This is a genomic window from Streptomyces altiplanensis, from assembly GCF_053591575.1.
The window spans coordinates 111,810-133,445 of record NZ_JBSFUB010000001.1 but is presented as its reverse complement, the minus strand read 5'-3'; the positions used below and the strand labels follow the sequence as shown (position 1 = coordinate 133,445).

General features: G+C 70.5%; 20 protein-coding genes. 16 read left to right on the top strand and 4 right to left on the bottom strand.

The annotated features are described in order from the left end of the window. The first annotated feature begins 20 nt into the window (after positions 1-20). Both ACWD0Y_RS00610 and thiD read left to right on the top strand, forming a co-directional pair. Positions 21-1,007, top strand: a complete 987-nt coding sequence (locus ACWD0Y_RS00610) for a thiamine-phosphate kinase (RefSeq protein ID WP_093798832.1) — start codon at positions 21-23, stop codon at positions 1,005-1,007. Between the two features lie 24 nt (positions 1,008-1,031). Continuing rightward, a complete protein-coding gene (gene thiD, locus ACWD0Y_RS00605) occupies positions 1,032-1,832 on the top strand; it encodes a bifunctional hydroxymethylpyrimidine kinase/phosphomethylpyrimidine kinase (RefSeq protein WP_450258292.1) in 801 nt (266 codons plus the stop codon). A 124-nt stretch (positions 1,833-1,956) separates the two neighbouring features. On the opposite strand, the gene rpmB is transcribed toward thiD, so the two are convergent. After that, positions 1,957-2,142, bottom strand: a complete 186-nt coding sequence (gene rpmB, locus ACWD0Y_RS00600; protein WP_093798831.1) for a 50S ribosomal protein L28 — start codon at positions 2,140-2,142, stop codon at positions 1,957-1,959. Positions 2,143-2,347: 205 nt separating this feature from the next. Between rpmB and ACWD0Y_RS00595 the strand changes: the two genes are divergently transcribed. The 9 genes from ACWD0Y_RS00595 (at position 2,348) to mutM (ending at position 11,378) form a co-directional block, all read left to right on the top strand. Continuing rightward, entirely contained in the window at positions 2,348-4,045 is a 1,698-nt protein-coding gene (locus ACWD0Y_RS00595) for a DAK2 domain-containing protein (protein WP_450258340.1), read from the top strand. 79 nt (positions 4,046-4,124) lie between these two features. Continuing rightward, the gene (gene recG, locus ACWD0Y_RS00590; RefSeq protein WP_450258291.1) at positions 4,125-6,341 is read left to right on the top strand and encodes an ATP-dependent DNA helicase RecG; all 2,217 of its coding nucleotides are present in this window, start codon (positions 4,125-4,127) and stop codon (positions 6,339-6,341) included. Between the two features lie 69 nt (positions 6,342-6,410). Then, on the top strand, positions 6,411-6,995 hold the full coding sequence (rsmD, locus tag ACWD0Y_RS00585) for a 16S rRNA (guanine(966)-N(2))-methyltransferase RsmD (protein ID WP_450258290.1): 585 nt from the start codon (positions 6,411-6,413) through the stop codon (positions 6,993-6,995). A 26-nt stretch (positions 6,996-7,021) separates the two neighbouring features. Continuing rightward, complete coding sequence (gene coaD / locus ACWD0Y_RS00580; protein ID WP_208857930.1) at positions 7,022-7,501, top strand: pantetheine-phosphate adenylyltransferase; 480 nt, start codon at positions 7,022-7,024, stop codon at positions 7,499-7,501. Between the two features lie 97 nt (positions 7,502-7,598). After that, the gene (locus tag ACWD0Y_RS00575) at positions 7,599-8,630 is read left to right on the top strand and encodes a cell division initiation protein (protein ID WP_450258289.1); all 1,032 of its coding nucleotides are present in this window, start codon (positions 7,599-7,601) and stop codon (positions 8,628-8,630) included. Between the two features lie 108 nt (positions 8,631-8,738). Beyond that, positions 8,739-9,419: a YceD family protein gene (locus tag ACWD0Y_RS00570; protein WP_450258288.1), complete on the top strand. Its 681-nt coding sequence runs from the start codon at positions 8,739-8,741 to the stop codon at positions 9,417-9,419. A 2-nt stretch (positions 9,420-9,421) separates the two neighbouring features. Further along, positions 9,422-9,595: a 50S ribosomal protein L32 gene (rpmF, locus tag ACWD0Y_RS00565; protein WP_003965982.1), complete on the top strand. Its 174-nt coding sequence runs from the start codon at positions 9,422-9,424 to the stop codon at positions 9,593-9,595. Positions 9,596-9,614: 19 nt separating this feature from the next. Further along, complete coding sequence (gene rnc, locus ACWD0Y_RS00560; RefSeq protein WP_450258287.1) at positions 9,615-10,442, top strand: ribonuclease III; 828 nt, start codon at positions 9,615-9,617, stop codon at positions 10,440-10,442. 69 nt (positions 10,443-10,511) lie between these two features. After that, the gene (gene mutM / locus ACWD0Y_RS00555) at positions 10,512-11,378 is read left to right on the top strand and encodes a bifunctional DNA-formamidopyrimidine glycosylase/DNA-(apurinic or apyrimidinic site) lyase (protein WP_450258286.1); all 867 of its coding nucleotides are present in this window, start codon (positions 10,512-10,514) and stop codon (positions 11,376-11,378) included. Here the strand turns inward: mutM and ACWD0Y_RS00550 are convergent. Further along, on the bottom strand, positions 11,372-11,794 hold the full coding sequence (locus ACWD0Y_RS00550; RefSeq protein WP_450258285.1) for a winged helix-turn-helix transcriptional regulator: 423 nt from the start codon (positions 11,792-11,794) through the stop codon (positions 11,372-11,374). The genes mutM and ACWD0Y_RS00550 overlap by 7 nt on opposite strands. A gap of 80 nt (positions 11,795-11,874) precedes the next feature. Between ACWD0Y_RS00550 and ACWD0Y_RS00545 the strand changes: the two genes are divergently transcribed. Beyond that, on the top strand, positions 11,875-12,510 hold the full coding sequence (locus tag ACWD0Y_RS00545) for a flavodoxin family protein (RefSeq protein ID WP_450258284.1): 636 nt from the start codon (positions 11,875-11,877) through the stop codon (positions 12,508-12,510). Positions 12,511-12,604: 94 nt separating this feature from the next. Here the strand turns inward: ACWD0Y_RS00545 and ACWD0Y_RS00540 are convergent, their stop codons facing one another. Further along, positions 12,605-13,570, bottom strand: coding sequence for a CAP domain-containing protein (locus tag ACWD0Y_RS00540; protein ID WP_450258283.1), 966 nt, complete (start codon positions 13,568-13,570; stop codon positions 12,605-12,607). A 145-nt stretch (positions 13,571-13,715) separates the two neighbouring features. Here ACWD0Y_RS00540 and ACWD0Y_RS00535 point away from each other — a divergent pair, with 145 nt between their 5' ends. The 4 genes from ACWD0Y_RS00535 (at position 13,716) to ACWD0Y_RS00520 (ending at position 20,053) form a co-directional block, all read left to right on the top strand. Next, entirely contained in the window at positions 13,716-13,997 is a 282-nt protein-coding gene (locus tag ACWD0Y_RS00535; RefSeq protein WP_450258282.1) for an acylphosphatase, read from the top strand. 370 nt (positions 13,998-14,367) lie between these two features. Then, entirely contained in the window at positions 14,368-14,583 is a 216-nt protein-coding gene (locus ACWD0Y_RS00530) for a hypothetical protein (protein ID WP_093798817.1), read from the top strand. 202 nt (positions 14,584-14,785) lie between these two features. After that, positions 14,786-18,427: a chromosome segregation protein SMC gene (smc, locus tag ACWD0Y_RS00525; RefSeq protein WP_450258281.1), complete on the top strand. Its 3,642-nt coding sequence runs from the start codon at positions 14,786-14,788 to the stop codon at positions 18,425-18,427. A 207-nt stretch (positions 18,428-18,634) separates the two neighbouring features. Continuing rightward, on the top strand, positions 18,635-20,053 hold the full coding sequence (locus ACWD0Y_RS00520; protein ID WP_450258280.1) for a sugar porter family MFS transporter: 1,419 nt from the start codon (positions 18,635-18,637) through the stop codon (positions 20,051-20,053). Positions 20,054-20,149: 96 nt separating this feature from the next. On the opposite strand, the gene ACWD0Y_RS00515 is transcribed toward ACWD0Y_RS00520, so the two are convergent. Continuing rightward, positions 20,150-21,625, bottom strand: a complete 1,476-nt coding sequence (locus ACWD0Y_RS00515) for a cytosine permease (protein ID WP_450258279.1) — start codon at positions 21,623-21,625, stop codon at positions 20,150-20,152. Positions 21,626-21,636 lie beyond the last annotated feature (11 nt).

Genomic DNA, 21,636 nt, shown 5'->3' with positions numbered 1-21,636 from the left:
GGGGCAGAAGGGGCACATCCATGAAGGGCACTGTGGGTGAACTGGGGGAGTTCGGGCTCATCGACAAGCTCACCTCCCGGCTCACCACCACCCCGGCGGTACGGCTGGGGCCCGGCGACGACGCCGCCGTCGTGGCCGCACCCGACCGGCGGGTCGTGGCGAGTACGGACATCCTGCTCGAGGGACGCCACTTCCGGCGCGACTGGTCGACGGCGTACGACGTGGGCCGCAAGGCCGCGGCCCAGAACCTCGCCGACATCGCCGCCATGGGCGCGGTTCCGACCGCGCTGCTCCTCGGCCTGGTCGTCCCCGCCGAACTCCCGGTCAGCTGGCCGACCGAACTCATGGACGGCATCAGGGACGAATGCCAGGTCGCGGGCGCGGCCGTCGTCGGCGGTGACGTCGTACGCGGCGAGACCATCACCGTGGCGATCACCGCGCTCGGCGATCTGCGCAACCACGAACCGGTGACCCGGTCCGGCGCCCAGCCCGGCGATGTCGTCGCCGTCACCGGCTGGTTGGGCTGGTCGGCGGCCGGACTCGCGGTCCTCTCGCGCGGCTTCCGCTCGCCGCGCGCCTTCGTCGAGGCGCACCGGCGCCCCGAGCCGCCGTACCACGCCGGCCCCGCGGCGGCCGGGCTCGGCGCCACCGCCATGACCGACGTCAGTGACGGGCTCGTCGCCGACCTCGGGCACATCGCGCAGGCCAGCAAGGTCCGCATCGACCTGCGGTCCGGGCTCATCGACATCCCGAGCCAGATGTCGGACATCGGGCAGGCGGTGGGCGTGGACCCGCTCCAGTGGGTGCTGACCGGGGGAGAGGACCACGCCATCGTGGCGACGTTCCCGCCGGACACGAAGCTGCCCGCCCGCTGGAAGGTGATCGGCGAGGTCCTCAATCCGTCGGCGCTGCCGCAGGTGACGGTCGACGGGGCGCCCTGGACGAGCAAGGGCGGCTGGGACCACTTCGGGGACGATCACTTCGGCGACATCGAGACCGCCCCGTAGCCGGGGCGTACTAGATTCACAGGTATGCGAATACTTCCTTGCGTCCTCACCGTCGCCGGATCCGACTCCGGCGGCGGTGCGGGCATCCAGGCCGACCTCAAGACGATGCTGGCCCTCGGTGTGCACGGCATGAGCGTGCTCACCGCGGTGACGGCGCAGAACTCCCTGGGCGTGCAAGGCGTCTGGGACCTGCCGGTGGAGGCCGTACGGGCCCAGTACCGCAGCGTCGTCGACGACATCGGCGTACAGGCCGTGAAGACCGGAATGCTGTCCTCGGCCGAACTCGTCGGGACGGTCGCCGAACTGCTGGCCGGGACCGAGGCCCCGGTGGTCGTCGACCCGGTGGGCGTCTCCAAGCACGGCGACCCGCTGCTCGCCGCCTCGGCCCTCGAATCCGTACGGACGAAGCTCCTGCCCACGGCGACCGTCGCCACCCCGAACCTCGACGAGGTGGCCCAGCTCACCGGCGTACGCGTCGAGTCCGAGGCTGGTCTGCGGCGGGCGGCCGGAGCGCTGCTCGAATTCGGGCCCCGCTGGGTGCTGGTCAAGGGCGGGCACCTGCCGGGCGACGCGGTGGACCTCCTGACGGACGGCACCGAGGAGCACTGGCTCCGAGCTCCCCGGCACGACAACCGGCACACCCACGGGACGGGCTGCACGCTGGCCTCCGCGATCGCCTCGGGTCTGGCGAAGGGGCTCGACGTGCCGCAGGCCGTGGCCGCCGCCAAGGAGTACGTGACCGAGGCCATCGCCGCCGGGTTCGCGCTCGGTGCGGGGATCGGGCCGGTCGACCACGGCTGGCGGCTCAGGAACAGCCAGGAGTAGCCCTTCGGCGCCCCCGGCAGGTCAGCGAGGCACCGGGGCTTGTCCGGATACAAAAAAGAACCGGCCCACCGCGAGGGTGAGCCGGTTCTTAAGCAACCAGCAGGTGGCCGCGCTTGGCGTTACGTCAGCGCGAGACCTTGCCGGCCTTGATGCACGAGGTACAGGCGTTGAGCCGCTTCGGCGTCCGACCGACCACTGCACGCACGCGCTGGATGTTGGGGTTCCAGCGACGGGACGTACGGCGGTGCGAGTGCGAAATGTTGTTGCCGAAGCCCGGCCCCTTGCCGCAGACGTCGCAGTTGGCAGCCACGGGTCACTCCAAAGACTTCAGATGCACTTACAGGGATCCCGGCATGCCGGGATCGAAGAATCGAGTGGCGTAGCCGGGGGAAAGTCCCGATTTTCATCGGGCAACCGGAGCAGCATACATCGGCTGCTCCCGTACAACGAAACTACCACGGCTCCCGGGCCCCCCGTCCGGTCCCCCGGCTCCGCCCCCGCCTCCTGCGCGGCGCATCGCGCGACTACCCTGCGGTGCAACCCGCTCTCAAGGAGGACGCCAGGTGCCGCAGACCCTCGACGCCGTCGCGGTACGCACCTGGTGCTCGCTGGCCCTGGAGGCGCTGGGCAGGGCCCGCGAGGAAATCGACGCGATCAACGTCTACCCGGTCGCGGACGGGGACACCGGCACCAACCTCTACCTGACCGTGGAATCCGCCGCCCAGGCCGTCGAAGCGGTCTTCACCGCGCACGAGACCGTCACCGGCGCCGCAGCCGCGCAGGCCCCGGGGCCCGCTCTCGCGGACGCGGTACGGGCGATGGCGCACGGCGCCCTCATCGGCGCCCGGGGCAATTCGGGAACCATCCTGGCGCAGCTGCTGCGCGGCATGGCGCAGGTGCTGTCCGTCGGCGCCGCCGACGCCGACGGTCTGCGCCGCGCGCTGCGCAGGGCCGCCGAATCGGCGTACCAGGCGGTCGCGCACCCCGTCGAAGGCACGGTCCTCACCGTCGCCACCGCCGCCGCCACGGCCGCCGGGAGCACGGGCACCACCCCCGCCGAGGTGGCGCGCGCGGCGTACGAAGGGGCGCGCACCGCACTCGACGCGACCCCCCACCAGCTGGCCGTGCTCGGCCGCGCGGGCGTCGTCGACGCGGGCGGGCGGGGTCTGGTGGCCGTGCTCGGCGCCCTGGTCGAAGCGGTCTCGGGCGAGGCCGTCGCCGTACGCAAACGGGAAGCGCCCGCGCCGCTGCCCGCCGCCGACGGCTGCCCGGCGGACGTGGAGCGGGCGGACGCGGTGCCGGAGGGCGGCCCCGCCTTCGAGGTGATCTACCTCCTGGAGGCGGACGACGCGGCGGTGGCCCGGCTGCGGACCCGGCTCGACGGACTCGGGGACTCGCTCGTCGTCGTCGGCGGCGACGGCCTGTGGAACGTGCACGTGCACGTCGACGACGCGGGCGCCGCGGTGGAGGCGGGCGTCGAGGCCGGTCGGCCGTACCGGATCCGCATCACGCACTTCGCCGCCGACCGGATCGCGCCGCCCCGGGAACGCGCCCAGCGCGCGGTCGTCGCGGTCGTCCCCGGCGAAGGCCTCGCGGGACTGTGCGCGGAGGCCGGCGCGACCACGGTGCTCGCGCGCCCGGGGGAGCCGCCCGCGAGCGGGGAACTGGCGGAGGCGATCCGGCGCGCCCACGCGCGCGAGGTCGTCCTGCTGCCCAACGACGCCGACCTGCGGCACACCGCGGCCGCGGCGGCGGAACAGGTCCGTGCCGAAGGGGTACGGGTCGCCCTCATCCCGACCCGCGCGGCGGTCCAGGGCATCGCGGCCCTCGCCGTCCACGAACCGGAGCGCCGCTTCGACGAGGACGTCGTCGCGATGACGTCGGCGGCCGGCGCCACCCGCTACGGCGAACTGACCGTCGCCGAACGCCAGTCCTGGACGATGGCCGGCATCTGCCAGGCCGGCGACGTGCTCGGCCTGATCGACGGCGACGTGGTCGTGATCGGCTCCGACCTGACGGCGGCGGCCCGCACGGTCCTGGACCGGATGCTGGCGGCGGGCGGCGAAATGGTCACCCTGGTCCTGGGGGAGGCGGCGCCGGAGGGCCTGGCGGAGTACCTGGAGGCGCACGTCCGGGAGTCCCACCTGGCGGTGGACACGGTGGCGTACGACGGCGGCCGCCAGTCGTCCCCCCTCCTGATCGGCGTCGAGTAGCGCTTTTCCCGCCCGTCCGGCCCCGGGAGCGGCGCCTCCCGCGGGGGAGCGTGGCTTGTTGTCAGTGGCGTGGTGTGCAATGGGTCCCGTGCCCGCGCTCGACGAACCACTCAAGAAGACGCTCGGCGGCACCACCGCGAAGGTGATGGCCGAGCACCTCGACCTGCACACGGTCGGTGACCTGCTGCACCACTACCCCCGGCGGTACGCCGAGCGCGGTGAGCTGACCCAGCTCGCCGACATCCCGCTCGACGAGCACGCCACCGTGGTCGCCCAGGTCGCCGACGCCCGGGTCCTGCGGTTCAACAACGGCAAGGGCCAGCGCCTGGAGGTGACCCTCACCGACGGCAGCGGACGGCTCCAGCTGGTCTTCTTCGGCAAGTCGATCTACCACCACCAGAAGGAACTGCTGCCGGGCCGCCGCGGCATGTTCTCCGGCAAGGTCGGCATGTTCCGCAACATCCGCCAGCTCTCCCACCCGGCGTACGAAATGCTCGGCAAGGACAGCGGCGCCGATGCCGTCGAAGCCTGGGCGAACCAGCTGATCCCGCTCTACCCGGCCTGCTCCCAGATGGAGAGCTGGAAGATCGCCAAGACGGTCGACGTGGTCCTGGCCTCGATGGAGGCCACCGACTGGCAGGGGATCGCCGACCCCCTGCCGCCCGCCCTGCGCCGGGACCGCGGGCTCACCGACCTGCCCGACGCGTTCCGCAAGGTCCACCGCCCGCGCACGAAGGCGGACATCGCCGAGGCGCGGGACCGTCTCAAGTGGGACGAGGCGTTCGTCCTCCAGGTGGCGCTCGCCCGGCGCCGGTTCGCCGACACCCAGCTCCCGGCCGTCGCCCGCAGGCCCGCCCCCGGCGGCCTGCTCGACGCGTTCGACGCCAAGCTGCCCTTCACCCTCACCGACGGCCAGCAGAAGGTCTCCAAGGAGATCTTCGACGACCTGGCCACCGACCACCCCATGCACCGCCTCCTCCAGGGCGAGGTCGGCAGCGGCAAGACCATGGTCGCGCTGCGCGCCATGCTCGCCGTCGTCGACGCGGGCGGCCAGGCCGCGATGCTCGCGCCCACCGAGGTGCTCGCCCAGCAGCACCACCGGTCGATCACCGAGATGATGGGCGAGCTGGCCGAGGGCGGCATGCTCGGCGGCGCGGAGCAGGGCACCAAGGTCGTACTGCTCACCGGCTCCATGGGCGTGCCCGCCCGCCGCCAGGCCCTCCTCGACCTGGTGACGGGCGAGGCGGGCGTCGTCATCGGTACGCACGCGCTGATCGAGGACAAGGTGCAGTTCCACGACCTCGGCCTGGTCGTCGTCGACGAGCAGCACCGCTTCGGCGTCGAGCAGCGCGACGCCCTGCGCTCCAAGGGCAAGCAGCCCCCGCACCTGCTGGTGATGACGGCGACCCCGATCCCGCGCACGGTCGCGATGACCGTCTTCGGGGATCTGGAGACCTCGGTCCTCGACCAGCTTCCGGCCGGCCGCTCGCCCATCGCCACCCACGTCGTCCCCGCCAAGGACAAGCCGCACTTCCTCGCCCGCGCGTGGGAGCGCGTGCGCGAGGAAGTGGAGAACGGACACCAGGCGTACGTCGTCTGCCCCCGCATCGGCGACGGCGACGACGACCCGAAGGCCGCCGGGGCCGCCAAGAAGAAGCAGGCCGAGGAGGACCCCGAGAAGCGGCCGCCGCTCGCGGTCCTGGAGATCGCCGAGCAGATCGCCGCCGGGCCGCTCAAGGGCCTGCGCGTCGAAGTCCTGCACGGACGGATGCAGCCCGACGACAAGGACGCCGTGATGCGCCGCTTCTCCGCGGGCGAGACGGACGTCCTGGTCGCCACCACCGTCATCGAGGTCGGCGTGAACGTCCCCAACGCCACCGCGATGGTGATCATGGACGCCGACCGGTTCGGCGTGTCGCAGCTGCACCAGCTGCGCGGCCGGGTGGGGCGCGGCGCGGCCCCCGGGCTGTGTCTGCTGGTCAGCGAGGCGCACGAGGCGAGCCCGGCCCGCGCCCGCCTCTCCGCGGTGGCCGCCACCCTCGACGGCTTCGAGCTGTCCCGCATCGATCTCGAACAGCGCCGTGAGGGCGACGTACTCGGCCAGGCCCAGTCCGGTGTCAGATCGTCCCTGCGGATGCTCGCCGTCATCGAGGACGAGGAGGTCATCGTGGCGGCCCGCGAGGAGGCCGTCGCGGTCGTCGCCGACGACCCCGAGCTCGAACGGCTCCCCGAGCTGCGCACCGCCCTCGACGCTCTTCTCGACAAGGAGAGGGAGCAGTATCTCGACAAGGGCTGACAATGAGTGGAGCGGTATCCCCTCCGCTCATGACCCGTCCACCGCACACGACCCTAGGACCCGACACCCATGACCCGCGTGATCGCCGGCACGGCCGGCGGACGCCGCCTGGCCGTCCCGCCGGGCAACGGCACCCGCCCCACATCCGACCGCGCGCGCGAGGGCCTCTTCTCCACCTGGGAGTCGCTGCTCGGCACGCTCGAAGGCACCAGGATCGCCGACCTGTACGCGGGCTCGGGCGCCGTGGGCCTGGAGGCGCTGTCCCGCGGCGCCGTGCACGCCCTGCTCGTCGAGGCCGACAGCAGGGCCGCCCGTACCGTCCGGGACAACGTCCGTACGCTCGGCCTGCCCGGCGCCGAGGTCAGGGCGGGCAAGGCGGAGCAGATCGTCACGGGCCCGGCCCCCGAAACGCCGTACGACGTGGTGTTCCTCGACCCGCCGTACGCCGTCACCGACGACGATCTTCGCGAGATCCTCCTCACACTCCGCACCCAGGGCTGGCTCACGGACGATGCCGTCGCCACCGTGGAGCGCAGCACAAGAGGCGGCGAATTCAAGTGGCCCAAGGGATTCGAGCCACTGCGGGCCCGTCGCTACGGCGAGGGGACGCTTTGGTACGGTCGCGCCGCCGCTACGTGCGAAGACGCACGATGACCGGACCGGAGAGCGAGGGACTTCAGATGCGCCGCGCAGTCTGTCCCGGGTCATTCGACCCGATCACCAATGGACATCTCGACATCATTGCCCGCGCCTCCAAGCTGTACGACGTCGTACACGTCGCGGTGATGATCAACCAGTCGAAGCAGGGACTGTTCACGATCGAGGAACGGATCGACCTGATCCGTGAGATCACCGCCGAGTTCGGCAACGTCGAGGTCGAGTCCTTCCACGGCCTCCTCGTCGACTTCTGCAAGGAGCGCGACATCCCGGCCATCGTGAAGGGCCTGCGCGCGGTCAGCGACTTCGACTACGAGCTGCAGATGGCCCAGATGAACAACGGCCTCTCGGGCGTCGAGACCCTGTTCGTCCCCACCAACCCCACCTACAGCTTCCTCTCCTCCAGCCTGGTCAAGGAGGTCGCGGCCTGGGGCGGCGACGTCTCCCACCTGGTCCCCCCGAGGGTCCTCGGCGCGCTCACCGAGCGTCTCGCGAAGAAGTGACGATCTGACGGAACGTCACCAGGTGTCGGACGGGGGCCGACTGCCCGTACAGTCGTCCCGTCCGTCTCCAGCCGGAAGAACAGGTGGCGAGCACACGGTGGACGTGCAGAAGAAGCTCGACGAGATCGTCGAGGCGGTCGGCAGCGCCCGGTCCATGCCCATGTCGGCCTCGTGCGTGGTCAACCGCGCCGATCTCCTGTCGATGCTCGAAGAGGTGCGCCAAGCCCTCCCCGGCTCCCTCGCGCAGGCCCAGGAGCTGATCGGCGACCGCGAGCAGCTGGCCGAGCAGGCCCGTCAGGAGGCCGAGCGAATCATCGAGTCGGCGCACGCCCAGCGCGGTTCGCTGATCTCCGACACCGAGATCGCCCGGCGTTCCCAGGAGGAGGCCGACCGCATCCTCGGCGAGGCCCGCCGTGAGGCGGAGGAGATCCGCGCCGAGGCCGACGAGTACGTCGACTCCAAGCTCGCCAACTTCGAAGTCGTCCTCACCAAGACCCTCGGCTCCGTCGACCGCGGCCGCGAGAAGCTGCTCGGCAGGGGCCCCGGTCTGGACGACCACGGTTACGTCGACGAGGAGGCCCCGGAGCGCAGCCACGACCCGGAGACGCTGAGGCGGCGCGCGGACGAGTACGTCGACACCAAGCTCGGTGCCTTCGAGGCCGTGCTCTCCAAGACCCTCGACGCGGTCGGCCGCGGCCGGCAGAAACTGCACGGACGGGTGGCTTCGGACGAGCTCGGCGCCCACATGGTGGCCCAGGACGAGGCGGGGCAGCAGCACAGCAGCGACGCGGACTTCCTCGCCGACCTGGCCGAGCCGCAGCAGGCCGTGCACGCGCCGCAGATCCCCGCGCAGCAGCCGTACGACCCGTACGCGTACCAGCAGCAGCAGGACCCCTACACGTACCAGCAGCCGCAGGACCCGTACGCCGAGCAGCAGCACGATCCGTACGCGTACCAGCAGCAGGACCCCTACGCCTACCAGCAGCAGGGCTACGACCAGGGCTACGGCGGGCAGCCGGAGATGACCGGGCAGCCCCAGCAGCAACAGGCCGCGCTCGACGAGACCAGCCTCTTCGACACCAGCATGATCGACCTCGATCAGCTGCGGGAGTACGAACAGGGGCGGTAGGGCGCCGGGGTCCGGATTGGGCCCTGAGCGAAGCGTCAAGTATCCTGGCTCTTCGGTCGCGCGTATGCCCGCGATCACTGCTGCCCGCTTCGCTTCCGCGACAGCGACATGGTGGCCCCCCACAGCGAACCGAAAGCAGGAAGACCCCTGAACGCCCACCTCGACCACCGCAACCCCCTCGTGTTCGACACACACGAGCTGGGCCGGCGTCCCGGTGCGCTCCAGCGGCTGACCCGCTCGGTGGGCGCCCCCAAGGACCTCGGTCTCGACGGGGTCATCGGAGTGCCCGAGGGCGCACCGGTGGATCTCAAGCTCCGCCTCGAATCCGTCATGGAAGGGGTGCTTGTCACAGGCACCGCCCGTGCGACGGCCAAGGGGGAGTGCGTAAGGTGTCTGGAGCCGCTGGAGCTCGACGTTGCAGCGGACTTCCAGGAGATGTTCTCGTACCCTGCCGCCGATGACCGGGGCCGCGCAAAAGCGGAACCGGCCGACGACGACGAGGACGACGAGGACACGCTCTACCTCGAGGACGGCCTGTTCGACCTCGAGTCCGTGCTGCGTGATGCGGTGGTGCTTGCACTGCCGATGCAGCCGGTGTGCCGGGAGGACTGCCCCGGCCTGTGCCCGCAGTGCGGGATCAGGCTGGAAGAGGACCCCGATCACAACCATGACGCCGTCGACATCCGTTGGGCGGCACTGCAAGGACTCGCCGGGACCATCCAGGACGGCGAGAAGGACAACACTGGCGACGCCGCCGAGTCGGGCGTCGACGAGAAGCAGGAGAAGTAGCCGTGGCTGTTCCGAAGCGGAAGATGTCGCGCAGCAACACGCGCCACCGCCGGTCGCAGTGGAAGGCTGCGGTCCCCACCCTGGTTTCGTGTGAGCGTTGCCAGGAGCCGAAGCTCCAGCACATCGCGTGCCCGAGCTGCGGCACGTACAACAAGCGCCAGGTCCTCGAGGTCTGAGCGGCTGGTGAGAGGCACGATGTCTGACGCCAAGGCGGACAACGCCAAGAAGCCGGCGGAGAACACGGCCTCGTCCCACACGCTTCTGGAAGGGCGGCTCGGGTATCAGCTCGAGTCCGCCCTTCTGGTGCGTGCGCTGACCCATCGTTCGTACGCGTACGAGAACGGCGGTCTGCCCACCAACGAGCGCCTGGAGTTCCTCGGGGACTCCGTGCTCGGCCTGGTGGTCACGGACACGCTGTACCGGACCCACCCCGATCTGCCGGAAGGCCAGCTGGCCAAACTGCGGGCCGCGGTGGTCAATTCTCGTGCACTCGCGGAGGTGGGCCGCGGCCTCGAACTCGGCTCCTTCATCCGGCTCGGCCGGGGCGAAGAGGGCACGGGCGGCAGGGACAAGGCATCCATCCTGGCCGACACCCTCGAAGCGGTGATCGGTGCGGTCTACCTCGACCAGGGTCTCGAAGCCGCATCGGAACTGGTGCACCGGCTCTTCGATCCGCTGATCGAGAAGTCTTCGAGCCTCGGTGCGGGCCTGGACTGGAAGACCAGTCTCCAGGAACTCACCGCGAGCGAGGGCCTCGGCGTACCCGAGTACCTCGTCTCGGAGACCGGACCCGACCACGAGAAGACCTTCACTGCTGCTGCCCGCGTCGGTGGTGTCTCGTACGGCACCGGCACCGGCCGCAGCAAGAAGGAAGCGGAACAGCAGGCGGCGGAGTCCGCGTGGCGCGCCATACGCGCGGCTGCGGACGAGCGCGAGGCGGGGGCCGCGGCATCCGCCGAGCCGACGCCCGTGACGGCCACGGCCGACGAAGCGACCGCGCCGTCGGCTCCGGCCACTGCCTGAGTCACGCAAGCACTGCCCGCTGTGCCCCCTGCCGGATTCCGGCAGGGGGCACAGCGGTATGCTGCATCCGTGCCTGAGCTGCCCGAAGTCGAAGTCGTCCGGCGTGGGCTGGAGCGCTGGGTCACCGGCCGTACCGTCTCCGAAGTGCAGGTGCTGCACCCCCGGTCCGTACGCCGCCACCTCGCGGGTGGTGAGGATTTCGCCGTACGCCTCAAGGGGCACCGCATCGGGGCCGCCCGCCGCCGCGGCAAGTACCTGTGGCTGCCGCTCGAAGACACCGACGCCTCCGTCCTCGGCCACCTCGGGATGAGCGGCCAGCTGCTCGTGCAGCCCGAGTCCGCCCCCGACGAGAAGCACCTGCGCATCCGCGTCCGCTTCGACGATGTGCTCGGTACGGAGCTGCGCTTCGTCGACCAGCGCACCTTCGGCGGGCTCTCGCTGCACGACAACTCCCCGGACGGGCTTCCCGACGTCATCGCGCACATCGCGCGTGACCCCCTGGACCCGCTCTTCGACGACGACGCGTTCTACGCGGCGCTGCGCCTGCGCCGTACGACCGTCAAGCGCGCCCTGCTCGACCAGTCGCTGATCAGCGGCGTCGGCAACATCTACGCGGACGAGGCGCTGTGGCGCGCGCGGCTGCACTACGAGCGCCCCACCGCGACCCTCACGCGCCCCCGCGCGACCGAGCTCCTCGGTCACGCCCGGGACGTCATGAACGCCGCGCTCGCCGTCGGCGGCACCAGCTTCGACAGCCTCTACGTCAATGTGAACGGCGAGTCGGGCTACTTCGAGCGGTCCCTGGACGCGTACGGGCGTGAGGACGAGCCCTGCCGTCGCTGCGGTACGGCGATGCGCCGGCGTCCCTGGATGAACCGCTCCAGCTACTTCTGCCCGCGCTGTCAGCGCCCGCCCGTCTCCCGCCGCCCTCAGTAGAGCGCTACGCGCGCCCCTCGGTCGCCGCGCGTCTCGTCGTAACGCGACCGCGCCGTCAGTACCTCCGGCATGCGCCCCTCCACCAGCTCGATGAGGGCGAGCAGCCGTTCTCCGATCTCCTGCCCCAGCGGCGTCAGCTCATAGTCCACGCGCGGCGGGTTGACCGGCTGCGCCTGCCTGCTGACGAGGCCGTCGCGCTCCAGCGCGTGCAGCGTCTGGGACAGCATCTTCTCGCTCACCCCGTCGACCCGGCGGCGCAGCTCGCTGAAGCGCAGAGTGCCGCCTTCCCGCAGGGCACCGATGGTCAGGCTGCCCCAGCGTCCCGTCACGTCCTCCAGCGTGCCGCGCGACGGGCAGAGCCGGGAGAACACGTCGAACGCGAAGTCGCCGCAGGTCTGCTGCGCTGTGCTGTCCATGGCGCCAGCGTACTCCGAGACAGCGCTAACTTTTAGATTGCGCTATCTAGAGGTTAGTGCTTTCCTTCTGGTGTCAGCTGTTGAGCAGAAGCCCCGACGAGGAGACCGTCACCGTGACCACCCCCGCTGTTCCGCCCGTCGTCTCGATTGCCTACCACTCCGGCTTCGGTCACACGGCCGTCATCGCCGAGGCCGTCCGGGGCGGTGCCGCCGACGCCGGCGCCGTCGTCCACCTGATCAACGTCGACGGGATCACCGACGACCAGTGGGAGCTGCTCGACGCCTCCGACGCGATCGTCTTCGGCTCGCCCACCTACATGGGGACCGCGTCCGGCGCCTTCCACCGGTTCGCCGAGGAGACCTCCAAGCGCTGGTTCACCGGGGCCTGGCAGGACAAGCTCGCCGCGGGCTTCACCAATTCCGGCTCGAAGAGCGGCGACAAGCTGCACACGCTCCAGTTCTTCCAGACGCTCGCCGCCCAGCACGCCATGCACTGGGTGAATCTCGGCCTCAAGCCCGGCTGGAACTCCGCCGAGGGTTCCGAGAACGACCTCAACCGCCTCGGCTTCTTCTCCGGCGCCGGCGCCCAGACCAATTCCGACGAGGGCCCGGAGGGCGTGCACAAGGCGGACATCGCCACCGCCGAGCACCTCGGGCGCCGTGTCGCGCAAACCGCCAAGGTCTTCACGTCGGGCCGGGAAGCCCTCGCTGTCTGACCTCCCACGTCTGCACCGATACGCGAAAGCGAAGGCCCCCGTCGCCGTGGACGGGGGCCTTCGTGCTGTGTGCGTACGGGGTGCGGAAGCGGGGTCAGAAGCCGAAGTTCTGAGTCCACCAGGGGCCGCCGGAACCCCTGTGAACACCGACGCCCAGCGTCTTGAAGTTGCAGTTGAGTATGTTCGCCCGGTGGCCTTCGCTGTTCATCCAGGAGTCCATCACCGACTCGGCGTCGGTCTGGCCACGCGCGATGTTCTCGCCGCCCAGGCCGTCGATGCCCGCCTTCTCGGCGCGGTCCCAGGGGGTCGCCCCGTCCGGGTCGGTGTGGTCGAAGAAGCCGCGGGCGGCCATGTCCTGGCTGAAGTTCTCGGCGAGCAGGGCCAGCGAGGCGTCGGCCCGGACCGGGGAGCAGCCGGCCTTCGCCCGTTCCTGGTTCACCAGGGCCAGGACGGTGGCCTCGGCGGTGGCTTCGGATCCGGAACCGGTGGTGCTGCCGTTTCCGTTGCCCTTCCCCTTCTCCGGGGCCTTGGGCGCGGGGGCGGGAGCGCTGCGCTCGGGCTTCGGGCTCTTCCCCGACCCGGCGGGCTTGCCGGCGCCGGTGCGGCTTTCCGTGGCCGTCTGCCGTTCGGAAGGCTTCGCGGACGGCTTGGCCGACGGCTTGGTGGAGGGCTTCGCGGTTTTCGTGGGCTGGGTGGGCTTCGGAGAGGGGGACTTCGACGGCGCGTGCGCACGCGCGTCGCCGCCGGGAGCGGGCGTCGTCACCGTGTCCGTGGGTTCCCCCGTGCTGCCGCCCTGCGACTCGAGCCCGGCCGGACCTTCGGTGCGTACCCGGTCGCCCGCGCTGTCACCGCTGATCGAGTAGCTGTCTCCGCCGGGCAGTACCCCGGAGGTGACCGCCACAGCGCCCAGGGCCACGGCGGCGGAGACACCGAGCAGCCCGGTGCGTACGGGCGCGGCCCGCTTCTTCCGGCGGCGTGCGTCCCCCTGGTGCCGGCCTGCCGGGTCGTCCGCGTGCTCTGCTGCGACGGGTCCGGCGGCGGAGCGACGATGGCGTCCCATCTGCTGTGCCTTCCTCATGCTTGCTCGACGTGGTCCACGTCAATGCGATTCACCCGAAAGAGTGAGGCTTATTTCGTCGGGACTGTACGCCATGACGGGTGGGGGTGAAGTGCCTCCTGAGCTATTGGCCGGTTAGCGTGCAGTCATGAACGAAGAGGTACGGCTCACCGCTTGGGTGCGCGGTCGAGTACAGGGAGTGGGCTTCCGCTGGTTCACCAGGGAAAATGCTCTGGAAATCGGAAGGCTCACCGGCTTCGCCCTCAATCTGGACGACGGCCGGGTGCAGGTGGTCGCCGAGGGGCCGCGTGAGAATTGCCACCGTCTGCTGGAGTGGATGCGGTCCGCCGACACTCCCGGGCGCGTTGACGGAGTGACTGAGATCTGGGGCACACCGCGCGGCGGCTATACGGGCTTCGCGGTCCGCTGACCGGATCCCGGCGTACGGGCCTGTCGGCACATTCCGGAGATGCCCACGTCAGGGGCCTGGAGCAGAAACGGCCTGGTGGTTGCCAAGAAACGCTTGCCGTGGAAAGCTGCCGAGGTAAGGATGATCTCCACGCCCCCAGGGCCCCGCAGCAGAGGCGACGCCGCGCATTCGCGGCCGCGCGCCCCCGGGTCGCCCGTCGATACGGGGCGTGATCGTGTTGACCGTCAAACTTTTTGGTGAGACTCTGGAAGCCCCGCGCACCTTAGCTGTTTGGCATTGAGAACAACGGAGATGACAAGCACCGCGGGTGCGATTCCCTCACGACCCACCACCGCTTCGGTCGGTCACTCAGTGTGGAGGCCCATCCATCATGGCAAAGGCGCTTCTCGGTTACGTCGGCGGCTCCGACCCGCGACTCCTCGCCGAGATGCGACGGCTTCAGCAGCGCGTTCAGGATCTTGAGTCCGAGCTCAACCGGATTCAGTCCGAGAACGACGAGCTGAGCGCCGCCGCTCACCACCGCGGAGATTCGCTGCTCGACAGCATCGACATCGACGTACCCCAGGCGGAGCCTGCGCTCACCTGATCGGGTTCATGGAAGAAGAACCCGTCAGGCTGTCCGTATCAGCCGCTTGAGATCTGCTCAAGATCTATCCAGCAAGACATTGCAAGGGACGCTTCGGCGTCCCTTCTTTCTTTCCGCCGTCCGGCGCCGGGCCTCTCCCTTACCGTCTGATGTGCCCTGCGCGTTCATGAGTGAAACCGCCGGTGAAAGGTAGAGTGCGGCGGTGCACCTCAAGGCCATGACTCTCCGCGGTTTCAAATCCTTCGCATCGGCCACAACACTTCGGTTCGAACCAGGCATCACCTGCGTCGTGGGACCCAATGGTTCGGGCAAGTCCAACGTGGTGGACGCGTTGTCCTGGGTGATGGGGGAGCAGGGAGCGAAGTCGCTGCGCGGCGGCAAGATGGAGGACGTCATCTTCGCCGGGACGACCGGGCGGCCGCCGCTCGGCCGTGCCGAGGTCTCGCTGACCATCGACAACTCCGACGGCGCGCTGCCCATCGACTACGCCGAAGTGACCATTACGCGGATCATGTTCCGCAACGGCGGCAGCGAATATCAGATCAATGGCGATACGTGCCGACTGCTCGATATCCAGGAGCTGCTCTCCGACTCCGGTATCGGGCGGGAGATGCATGTGATCGTCGGGCAGGGCCGGCTTGACTCCGTACTGCATGCCGATCCGATGGGGCGCAGGGCTTTCATCGAGGAGGCCGCGGGTGTTCTCAAGCACCGCAAGCGGAAAGAGAAGGCGCTGCGCAAGCTGGACGCGATGCAGGCGAATCTCTCGCGCATACAGGATCTGACCGATGAACTGCGGCGGCAGCTCAAGCCGCTGGGGCGGCAGGCCGCGGTGGCGCGGCGGGCCGCCGTCATCCAGGCGGACCTGCGCGACTCCCGGCTGCGGCTGCTCGCCGACGACCTGGTGAAGCTGCGCGACGCACTGCGCACGGAGCTCGCCGACGAGGCGGCGCTCAAGGAGCGCAAGGACGCGGCCCGGGCACAGCTGGAGGCCGCGCTGGCGCGCGAGGCCGAGCTGGAGGAGGAGGTGCGCCGCCTCGCGCCGCGACTGCAGCGGGCGCAGCAGACCTGGTACGAACTGTCGCAGCTGGCCGAGCGGGTGCGCGGCACGGTCTCGCTCGCCGAAGCCCGGGTGAAGAGCGCGACGGCCGCCCCGGAGGAGGAACGGCGCGGCCGGGGATTCAGGGACCCCGAAAGCATGGAGCGCGAGGCCGCCAGGATCCGCGAGCAGGAGGCGGAGCTGGAAGCCGCGCTGGAGGCGGCGCAGCGGGCGCTGGACGACACGGTCGAGCACCGGGCCGGACTCGAACGGGAGTTGGCCGCCGAGGAGCGCAGGCTCAAGGACGCCGCCCGCGCCATCGCCGACCGGCGCGAGGGCCTCGCCCGGCTGAGCGGCCAGGTCGACGCGGCCCGCAGCCGGGCCGGTTCGGCCCAGGCCGAGATCGACCGCCTGGCCGGCGCGCACGAGGGCGCCCAGCAGCGGGCCGCCGCCGCGCAGGAGGAGTACGAGCAGCTCAGGGCCGAGGTGGAGCAGCTGGACGCGGGCGACGCCGACCTGGCGGAGCAGTACGAAGCGGCCCGGCGGGAGCTCGCCGGGGCGGAGGCCGCGCTCACGGCAGCCCGGGAGGCGGCCACCTCCACCGAGCGCCGGCGGGCCGCGACATCCGCCCGGCACGACGCGCTGGCCCTGGGACTGCGGCGCAAGGACGGCACGGGCGCGCTGCTCGGAGCGCGGCCCCGGCCGGCCGGACTGCTGGGCCCGGCGGCGGAGCTCCTCACGGTGGACCCGGGCTTCGAGGTCCCCGTCGCGGCGGCGCTCGGCGCCGCGGCGGACGCGATCGCGGTGACCGACCCGGCCACGGCCGCCGACGCGATCCGGCTCCTGCGCAAGCAGGACGCGGGCCGGGCGGTCCTCCTGCCGGGCAGCACCCCACCGCAGCCGGGCGGAAGTGTCCCCGCCCGGGCCGAGACGGACGGCTGTCCCGACGCCCCCGGGGATGTCCCCGGGCAGGAAGACGCGTCCGCGCGGGCGCGGGCCGTCGCCGACCTCGTGCGGGGGCCCGCGGAGCTGATGCCCGCCGTGCGGCGGCTCGTACGGGACATGGTCGTCGTCGGGACGCTGGAGGACGCCGAGGATCTGGTCGCCGAACACCCCGGACTGACCGCTGTGACCGCCGAGGGCGATGTCCTCGGGGCGTACTTCGCCCAGGGCGGTTCGGCCGGGGCGCCGAGTCTGCTGGAGGTGCAGGCATCCGTCGATGAGGCCGCCGCCGAGCTGGCGGAGCTGGCCGTACGGTGCGAGGAGCTGGCCGGGGCGCAGCACCGCGCCGGGGAGCGGCGGGACGCGGCTGCCGCGCTCGTGGAGGAGCTGACGGAGCGGCGCCGGGCCGCCGACCGGGAGAAGTCCGGGGTCGCGCAGCGGCTCGGGCGGCTCGCCGGGCAGGCGCGCGGCGCGGCGGACGAGGCCGAGCGGTCGGCCGCTGCCGCCGCCGGGGCCCGCGACGCGCTGGAGCGCGCCACCGAGGAGGCACAGGAGCTGGCGGAACGGCTGCTGGTGGCCGAGGAGTCCTCTCCCTTCGGCGACAAGGGAGAGGACGAGCCGGACACTTCCGTGCGGGACCGGCTGGCCGCCGACGGGGCCGAGGCCCGCCGGACGGAGATGGAGGCCAGGCTCCAGGTCCGTACGCACGAGGAGCGGGTGAAGGGCCTCGCCGGACGGGCGGACGCACTCGACCGGGGGGCGCGCGCCGAGCGCGAGGAGCGGGTGCGCGCCGAACAGCGGCGCGCGCGGCTGCGGCACGAGGCACAGGTGGCGGGGGCCGTCGCGTCGGGAGCGCGTCAGCTGCTGGCCCACGTCGAGGTCTCGCTCGTACGGGCCGATGAGGAGCGCGGCGCGGCCGAAGCGGCCAAGGCGGAGCGCGAGCGCGAACTCGTGGCGGAGCGTGACCGAGGCCGGGACCTGAAGGGCGAGCTCGACAAACTGACTGATTCGGTTCACCGCGGTGAGGTACTCGGCGCGGAGAAGCGGCTGCGCATCGAGCAGCTGGAGGCCAGGGCGCTGGAGGAACTGGGCGTGGAACCGGTGGTACTCGTGGCGGAGTACGGGCCCGACCGGCCCGTTCCGCCGTCACCGCCGGCCGAGGGCGAGGAGGTGCCGGAGGACCCGGAGGACCGCCGCAACCAGCCGCGGCCGTTCGTGCGCGCGGAGCAGGAGAAGCGCCTCAAGGTGGCCGAACGGGCGTACCAGCAGCTCGGAAAGGTGAATCCGCTCGCCCTGGAGGAGTTCGCGGCGCTGGAGGAGCGTCACAAGTTCCTCTCCGAACAGCTTGAAGACCTGAAGAAGACGCGCACCGACCTGATGCGGGTGATCAAAGAGGTCGACGAGCGCGTCGAGCAGGTCTTCAGCGAGGCGTTCCGGGACACCGCGAGGGAGTTCGAGGGGGTCTTCGCGCGGCTCTTCCCGGGCGGCGAGGGCCGGCTGATTCTGACGGATCCCGACAACATGCTCACCACGGGGGTCGAGGTCGAGGCCAGGCCGCCGGGCAAGAAGGTGAAGCGGCTCTCGCTGCTCTCCGGCGGAGAGCGGTCGCTGACCGCGGTGGCCATCCTGGTGTCGATCTTCAAGGCCAGGCCGAGTCCGTTCTATGTGATGGACGAGGTGGAGGCCGCGCTCGACGACACCAATCTCCAGCGGCTGATCGGGATCATGGAAGAGCTCCAGGAGAGTTCCCAGCTGATCGTGATCACTCATCAGAAGCGGACGATGGAGGTGGCCGACGCGCTGTACGGCGTCTCCATGCAGGGGGACGGCGTCTCCAAGGTCATCAGCCAGCGTCTTCGCTGACAGCCCCCATTAGTCTTCAAAACTTGAACACAAGTCACCACGCTGTGGTCGCAAAATTCACTAGCTCTTCCTCTTGACTTCGAAACTTGAAGGCATAGTCTCGGCAACGTCGTTTTTACCTTCAAGTGGTGGGCCACTCGATGTTGTGCCCCACTTGGAGTGCTTGCCCCCCACGCCAGGCAACGCGGCCAGGCACCAGGAGTTAATGTGACCAGCACTGCGCAACCACCGGCGTCCGGAGCCCGCGAAGCCCACCCGGATCACCTCGGCCACGTCATTTTCATCACGGCCGCGGCCGCGATGGGCGGTTTCCTCTTCGGCTACGACAGCTCCGTCATCAACGGCGCGGTCGAAGGCATCCGAGGCAAGTACGACGTGGGGTCCGCGACCCTGGCGCAGGTCATCGCCATCGCCCTGATCGGCTGCGCCATCGGCGCCGCCACCGCGGGCCGCATCGCCGACCGCATCGGCCGTATCCGCGTCATGCAGATCGCGGCCGCGCTGTTCACGATCAGCGCCGTCGGCTCCGCGCTTCCCTTCGCCCTGTGGGACCTCGCCTTCTGGCGGGTCCTCGGCGGCATCGCCATCGGCATGGCCTCGGTCATCGGCCCCGCCTACATCGCAGAGGTCGCCCCGCCGGCGTACCGGGGCCGCCTCGGCGCCTTCCAGCAGGCCGCCATCGTCATCGGCATCGCCGTCTCCCAGCTCGTCAACTGGGGCATCCTCAACCTCGCCGACGGCGACCAGCGCGGCAAGCTGCTCGGCATCGAAGCCTGGCAGGTCATGCTCGGCGTCATGGTGGTCCCGGCCGTGCTCTACGGCCTGCTCTCCTTCGCCATCCCCGAGTCGCCGCGCTTCCTGATCTCCGTGGGCAAGGTCGACAAGGCCAAGGAGATCCTGGCCGACGTCGAGGGCAAGAACGTCGACCTCGACCTGCGCGTCTCCGAGATCGAGCACGCGATGCGCAGCGAGCACAAGTCCACGTTCAAGGACCTCCTCGGCAGCCGCTTCGGCTTCCTGCCCATCGTCTGGGTCGGTATCGGCCTCTCGGTCTTCCAGCAGCTCGTCGGCATCAACGTCGCGTTCTACTACTCCGCGACGCTGTGGCAGTCGGTCGGCATCAACCCGAGCGACTCGTTCTTCTACTCGTTCACGACGTCGATCATCAACATCGTCGGCACCGTGATCGCCATGATCTTCGTCGACCGGATCGGCCGCAGGCCGCTCGCGCTCATCGGCTCGACCGGCATGGCGCTCGCCCTGGCCTTCGAGGCCTGGGCCTTCTCCGCGAACCTGGTCGACGGCAAGCTGCCGCACACCGAGGGCATCGTCGCGCTGATCGCGGCCCACGTCTTCGTGCTCTTCTTCGCCCTCTCGTGGGGCGTCGTGGTCTGGGTCTTCCTGGGCGAGATGTTCCCGAACCGGCTCCGCGCCGCCGCGCTCGGCGTCGCCGCCTCCGCGCAGTGGATCGCCAACTGGGCGATTACCGCGAGCTTCCCGAGCCTCTCCGAGTGGAACCTCTCGGGGACGTACGTGATCTACACAGTCTTCGCCGTGCTCTCGATCCCCTTCGTGCTCAAGTTCGTGAAGGAGACCAAGGGCAAGGCGTTGGAGGAGATGGGCTAATCCCCGCTGCCCCTCTCCTCGACCACGGAACTGCCCCGGCTCAGCCTCTGAGCCGGGGCAGCCTTGTCATGTCGCGGTTGCGTCAGCCGGGTCGCGTCAGACGGACAGGCTTCCGACGGGCTCGGCCTCGCGCCCGTCCCCGGACCGCGGCTCCGGCGTCGCGGCCGGCGCCACGGGCTTCGTCCTCGGCAGCACCGCGTACAGCAGCGCCGCCACGACGACCGTCGCCGCCCAGCCCAGGCCGTTGCGCCCGATCCAGGAACCGGCGAGCGGACCGGTGAACCAGTCGACCTTGGTGAACAGCAGGCCCGCCACCAGGGCGACGCCCCACGCCACCATGGCCTGCCAGGCGAAACCGGCCCGGTACCAGTAGCCACTGGTGCGGGTGGTGTCCATGAGGGCCTCGCCGTCGTACGTACGACGGCTGAGCATGTCCACACCGAAGACGCCGATCCACGCGGAGAACGCCACGGCCAGCAGTGTCAGGAAGGAGATGAACGAGCCGAAGAAGCTCGTCGCCACCACCATCAGCAGGAAACCGAAGATCAGGCTGATGACCGCGTTGACGCTCACGGCCCAGGCGCGCGGCACCTTGATGCCCAGCGTCTGCGCGGTGAATCCGGCCGAGTACATCGACATCGAGTTGATCAGCAGCATGCCGATCAGGGCGATCAGCAGGTACGGAACCGCGATCCAGGTCGGCAGCAGCTCGCCGATGAAGGACACCGGGTCGGCGGCCGACGCCAGGTCCGGCGTACTGACGGCCATGACCGCGCCCATCACCACCATCGGCAGCACGACGACGCCCGCACCGCCGACGGTCGTGGAGACCAGGGCCTTGCCCGACGCCGTACGCGGCAGGTAGCGCGTGAAGTCCGGGCCCGAGGGGACCCAGCTGATGCCGCCGGCCGCGATGGTGCCGATGCCCGCGATCATCATCGCGGTGGAACCGGCGGGCTTGGCGAACACGGCGGACCAGTCGGTGCCGGCGATCAGATAGACCAGCACGAGCACGCTGAAGGCGCCGAAGAGGTACGTCGACCAGGTGCTGCACCGGCGCAGGGCGTTGATGCCCAGGCCCGACACCAGGAAGGTGCAGCCGACGAAGAGCAGCAGCGTCACGATGATCAGCGTGGTGTTGCTCTTGATGCCGAAGAGCAGGTCGAGCACGGTCAGCACGGCGTATGCCCCGGTCACCGCGTTGATCGTCTCCCAGCCCCAGCGCGCGACCCAGATCAGCGAGCCGGGGAAGAGGTTGCCGCGCTGGCCGAACACCGCCCTGGAGAGCGCCATGCCGGGGGACCCGCCGCGCTTGCCCGCGATCGAGATCAGGCCGACGAGCCCGTACGAGACGACGGGCCCGGCGACGGCCACGGCCAGCACCTGCCAGAAATTCAGGCCGTTGAAGACGACCAGGCCCGCGCCCATGGTGAGCAGGAGCACGCTGATGTTGGCGGCGACCCAGGTGGGGAAGAGCTCGCGGACGCGGCCCGAGCGCTCGTGGTCGGGAACGGGCTCGAGACCGCGGGTCTCTATCGCGCCCTCGGACTCGGGGGCGGACGCTTCAGGCATGGGGGAACTCC